Origin of the sequence: Ferruginibacter sp., from assembly GCF_014377975.1 — a bacterium.
GTDB lineage: Bacteria > Bacteroidota > Bacteroidia > Chitinophagales > Chitinophagaceae > Ferruginibacter.
The window spans coordinates 1-5,828 of record NZ_JACMOO010000119.1; the positions used below are offsets into that span (position 1 = coordinate 1).

Consider the following 5,828-nt stretch of genomic DNA (forward strand, 5'->3'; position numbering starts at 1 on the left):
AACGGCGATTACACCAAACCACCGGTTAAAGGATTGCAGGCTTTTGGTATCGTATGGACGGCCTGGCTTTACTCACAGGAGTGGTGGCGCAAGGAATTATGGCGTACGACATCCGCACCGGGCACCACATTTGCACAAGTACTAAACGAATACAAAACAAATTTTATTCCGGGTGCTGATGCCAATAACCTTATACTGCAAATGCGTACCTGGGAGCAGCACGATGTTGGTACTACAGCCGGTTTTAATGGCAATGTAGAAGCTGCGCTTCGCTCCATTAAAGTGCCTTTTTTATACATGCCTTCTGCTACAGATTTATATTTCCCAATTGGCGATGCCACTTACGAATCGGCTTTTATTAAAAAGGTAATATTCAAACCTATCCCTTCACTTTGGGGGCACACAGCGGGAGCGGCAAGCAACCCTGCAGATGAAAAATTTTTAAATGATAATATCCGAAATTTCTTAAAAAATTAAAACCAGTTATTATTGTATTCCCTGACCTTCATTAATGCCCACACTTCAATATTAAAGTACCAAATCCTGGCCATTGTACAGCAGACCTAATTACAAGGTTTTAATTATTTATGAATATTTTCCATTGAGCCATCTTATCAAAGACCAAGCTCAGGCTATAAAAAATAGCATAAGCAAAAATTAGATTTCACTTACAATGTTATGGGTTAGCACCAATTTAATAAACAAATAAAAACTACATACTTTACCAACCTTTGCTATTCATCCGCTTGGCATAATCTGAATCACTTTCAATAAACACTTCAAAAACTGCTTTTTGTTTCCCAGCAATTCCGTTGCCAATATTGTATTTATTGCTTTCTTTAAAAGCTTTTTCAGCGGTAGTTTTCAGCACTTTTACCCAGGGAAAATACTGGCTGGGGTTAGATTTTTTTGATAATAAACTTTTTATTGTTTTTGTAAAACTATCAGTAAAAATGCTACCTATCTCATTATCTGTAATGGCAGGCTGGCCTTGGGTGGATGAGGATACCATTATACTCACCATATTATTATTATCAGCATACAATTGTTGGGTAAATTTTTTACTGACCCTCACCATTACATCTTCTGCTATTTCCATATCAGTTGCACTGGCTTTTTTTCGCTTAAATGGAATGCTGGTATTGCAACAATCTGCAATAGCTATGTTTACCCTGCCGGCTCTCCACATCATCATAAGCAATAATGCTTTCAGGTTTTCAGTATGCTGTTCTATAAAATCTATTTTATTAAAATCCGCTTGGGTATTATGGCTTCGCATATCAAGTTGGGGGTATCTATACCTGCTGTCATTCTGGTAACTGTACCCATGCCCTGAATAATAAAATACCGTAACATCATTATGAGTACCCATATTGTCAAAGGCTTTGAAGAGATTTTTATTGCTGTAATTTTTTCCTGATATTTCTATACAACAAAAATTATAATCGGTTTGGTCACAAATTTCTTCAAAGGTTTTTTTTATTGCAGCGGCATCTTTTTCGCAACCTATACACAAAGTTGGATCGTGCGTATTAGACATAATAATGAGCACCAGCCTGTCTTTTTTAGCAGCACGTAATCCTTCTATTTTGGTTTTAAAATTCTTTAATGTACCAGAAAAATTTTCAGTTTTATCGCCAAACATTATTGATGTCATTTATTTTTTAGCAAAATAGCAATACATACATATTAAAAAATATAGATGTAAATTTAAGTTATAATTGTTACGGGGAAATTAAACTTAACAAAATAGTTAAACCCATTTACCCTCATGGTAAAGCATTTTACATTTTTGCTATTAGTATGTTGCAGCATTGCCGCCACGGCGCAATCTGTTAAGATAGACAGCCTAAAAAACTTGCTTGTAAAACCACAGGCAGATAGTAACAGGGTTACGCTGCTTTGGAAATTAGCTGAACAATATCAATTTTTTAAACCGGATACAACCATTGAACTTGCGCAACAAGCGCAGTTATTATCTAAGCATATAAAATATATTGAAGGAGAGAGCCGGTCTTTTGCTGTTATGGCTACGGGGCAATATTTATTGGGCAATTACACAGCATCGCTTAATAATTATATGCAGAAATTAAAAATTGAAGAAAAAAGAAAAAGCGTTCGTAATTATGCAAGCGCCCTTAACAACATAGGGTTAATTTATATTTTATTGTCAGATTACGAAAAGGCATTAAACTATTTGTATAGGGCTCACTCTACTGTGATTGCCGCTGGTGGAGCTGTAAAAAAAGAACTGGAAAACGGCATCCTAACCAACCTTGGTGAAACGTTTTATAAACTGAAAAATATAGACTCTGCCAAACATTATTTTTCTGCTGCATTAAAAACAGGGATTAAAAATGAAAGCAGCTTTTACCAGGGAGTGGCTTTCCTTGGCCTTGGTAATGTATTGGCTGCTGAAGGAAACGACAGCGTTGCAATGATGAATTACCGAAATGCTGTACCTTTTTTAAATGATGGTACCAATAATGATATGCTTTGTGAAACTGCCTTAGGTTTTGCCAATATTTTTCAAAGAACAACTCAGCCCGACTCTGCATTAAGGTATGCAAGACTTGCATTTGACATAGCCCGCCATGATGGATTTTTAAGCCGGGAACTTGATGCAGCAAATTTCCTAAGCAGTTTTTTTAAAAGACAAAAAAAACTTGACAGTGCTTTTGTTTACATGGAGCAGGCAGTAATGCTGCAGGATTCTTTAAAAGGTCAGTCAAAAACAAGAGAAGCTATGATTATAAGCACGAACGAACAGATACGCCAGGCTGAAATAGCGGAACAAGAACTTCGTGAAAAAGAAACCAGACTGCAACAGTTGCAGATACTTGCTATTTGTATTTTTATTCCTATATTTTTTATTTTAACCGTTGCTTTCAGCAGAATAAGAATATACAAAAATGTGGTTCGTTTTATGGGTGTAGTATCGCTCTTGCTGTTCTTTGAATTTTTAATACTCTTATTACATCCGCTTATTGAAGAACTAATGCACCACAACAAAATACTGGAATTACTGATGCTGGTGCTGATAGGTGCAGGCCTTGTGCCGTTACACCATAAATTAGAGCACATTGTTCTTGAAAAACTTACAAAAGAAAAAAACCTTAAAATTGAAAAATCAGAAAATTTAAATGAAAATAATTGTATTGGTGAACAGAAAAATAAAGAGCCCGAAACCAAAGACCTATTATCTACATCGGTGATTGAGGAAGTTGGGAATGATTTAAAAAAATCATCTTCTGTAGACAACACTACAGAAGATGATAGCAATAATGTAAATACTTAAGAGAAAGGAACTACAGGCTTTGTAATCGCATTTTTTAGAGTTGATTTTTTAGCCGGTGTTGATTTTTTGGCCGTTGCAGCTTTTTTTGCAGGCGCTGCTTTAGTAGCTTTTTTAGTTGCCATAATTTATAATTTTAATACTTAAATTTAAGAATAAATTATATACGTAATGTTGAATTTTTGATTATTTTATTTTTATATCATCAATATTATTTTGACGAAGTATTGATACGCACCATGTTTGTGAGTTAATTGTAGCGCACTTACAAATTATATATTACATAAGTATTTTAATATAATTTTGATTTTACTTGCTGAGTTAGTTACACTTTCGCCTTGTAACCTCACAAAATTTATACTAAAAATAAACCACCGGCAAACTCTTGCGCTCGTTTATTAACCCTAAAGTTTATGTTCATTTACTATTACAATATTCGTCACTTACAGGTCATCTTATCATACTAAGTGTGGTCTCAGAAAACAGGCCATTATATGCAATATTTTAGTTTAAATTAATTGTAGCCAATTCTTATTTTAAACTTTATGGTGGATAATTTAACTGCAAAATAATTACACTCATTTATCACCCTTCGTGGAAACCCAAACCTTAAAGTAGTAAGTGTGAGGAACGTGTCTATATCTAACTAAAGAATGTATTTACATTTTTTTTGTTGAGGCTTTACTGCAATTGATTGCTTATATAAAAACAAAAAATGATTTGCATCATTTAGATAATATTTTGATAACTCATTTTCTTTTAAACAAAAAAACCTACCCTTTTAATTAACAACAGTTACTTTAATACTTTTTTTAAAGCCAGCCTTATTTGTAATTTCCAGGTTATAATTTCCTGAAGCATGATTTTTATTAATTAATATTTCTTTCTTAATCATAGCAGAACTTACCAGTATGTTTCCCTTAAATATCGTTCGCCCCGTGGTTTCTGTTAGACTTAAATGGTAATTACCAAATGGTATTTCCTTAAAATAAAGCATTACAGTTTTATTGCCTACAGGATTGGGATATACAAGTATAGAACCCTCTTCCTTTAAAGCTTTCACTTTCACTATCGTGCTATAAGTTACCTGCATATCATTCTGTACTGCTTTAATTCGGTAGAAAATGTCCCCACTGTTTTTTGAGCCATCAACCTTTAAATAATTAGGACTCCCACCGGTGTTATCGGTTGCAACCGTATTTATTCCAAATGATAAAAAATCAACTGCATTGGTGCTTTTTTGGGTTTCATAATGATTGATTTTTGTTTCATTTTCCGCTGTCCATTTCAGCGTAATAGCATCATTTGGCATTCTGTTAGCCGCTAAACTTATATGCTCAATTTGTAATACTGCCGTTTGCCTAAAAACGACCAAAAATCTATTAACATTAGAAGATCCTTCTTCACCTGTTACCGTAAAATTATAGTTTGTTATGCTGTCCAGATTTAACAACATTTCTGTTCCGAGAAATTTATCTACCAAAACTCCTGTTCGTCCCGGTTCATTTAAAGAAGTGTTGATTATCGTCCAGCAATAATTTTTTGGAGCTAAATTTATGCTGTTAATCAGTAAACTGTCATTACACAACATGGCACTGTTGCGGTATTCCATTACAAGCAGCGTGCCCTCCCGGTTTGAAGCAACACTTTCAAAACTGCCTGTTCTTTTTCTGGCATCATTGGCATCTAAAGCTGTGTTATAGTTAGAAGACATTCTTACCTGAAAAGCATCCGCCATAGTCAGAGAGTCGTTTGCATCCCGTACAGATAATTTTACATACATTTTTTGTGGAACTACCGTAGTACGGGATAAAATATTTTGTGATGGTGTTTTTGCCGTTTCCTTAAACGTTAGCGTCCTGCTCGTTAAAGAACCCTGTATAAAAAAACCAAGCCCTGACTCAATTGTATTCATTGTTGACTGCAAACCATAACTGCCACCACCAGGCAATATTGTAAAATGTTGATCAACTTTAGGATCACGACTAAGCGTTTGAAAACCACCCTGCCCGTAACCACCTCCAAGGTTTGGATCCCACACAAATATATTAACGTTATTAGAATCGGAAAATGCTACTTTACGCAGGTCAATGGCACTTGCATAGGGATTTCCAGTACCAATTCCATTTATACCTACAGGAATATTCACTATTTTATCACCCTGAACTAAATTTCCGAAAGTGCGCAAAACTGTTGTTGATAGAAGGCCGTTTGCTGCAGTGCTGCCTCTGTCACCTCTTATGTAAGTAAAATAAGCAGCATGGCTTCTAATATCGTATGTTATTGGATTACCAATTCCCATGTACACTGTTCCGTTAAACCATTTAATGGAGGGTGTAAAGGATAAAGCATCGTAATTACCGGGGTTAGAAGTATATCCTACATCTGTTATCCACAACCCTTTTCCTTCACCACCGCCATTTACACCGGGAGCCTGTCCTTCCATCCAGTTTTCCTGAAAAGTGTTTTTACTTCCTGTACCGGGTAGGGTATTTACAGCCAGATATCGCCATCTTTTTAAAGAAGGTATAAA

General features: G+C 35.2%; 5 protein-coding genes. 2 read left to right on the forward strand and 3 right to left on the reverse strand.

Translation table 11 applies throughout. From position 1 onward, the window contains the following. A partial coding sequence (locus tag H7254_RS06930) for a hypothetical protein (RefSeq protein WP_301932279.1) occupies positions 1–477 on the forward strand: 477 nt, incomplete at its 5' end. Positions 478–721: 244 nt separating this feature from the next. Here H7254_RS06930 and H7254_RS06935 read toward each other — a convergent pair. Beyond that, positions 722–1,657 carry a caspase family protein gene (locus H7254_RS06935; protein WP_301932280.1) on the reverse strand — a complete coding sequence of 312 codons (936 nt, stop codon included), beginning with the start codon at positions 1,655–1,657 and terminating at the stop codon, positions 722–724. Between the two features lie 114 nt (positions 1,658–1,771). Between H7254_RS06935 and H7254_RS06940 the strand changes: the two genes are divergently transcribed. After that, positions 1,772–3,298 (forward strand): tetratricopeptide repeat protein, encoded by a 1,527-nt coding sequence (locus H7254_RS06940; protein ID WP_301932281.1) that lies wholly within the window; start codon positions 1,772–1,774, stop codon positions 3,296–3,298. On the opposite strand, the gene H7254_RS06945 is transcribed toward H7254_RS06940, so the two are convergent. Together H7254_RS06945 and H7254_RS06950 are read right to left on the reverse strand one after the other, a co-directional pair. Next, entirely contained in the window at positions 3,295–3,420 is a 126-nt protein-coding gene (locus H7254_RS06945; protein WP_301932282.1) for a hypothetical protein, read from the reverse strand. The two genes, H7254_RS06940 and H7254_RS06945, sit on opposite strands and share 4 nt — an antisense overlap. Before the next feature lie 656 nt (positions 3,421–4,076). After that, positions 4,077–5,828 (reverse strand): hypothetical protein (locus tag H7254_RS06950; RefSeq protein WP_301932283.1); only part of this gene is annotated, 1,752 nt, incomplete at its 5' end.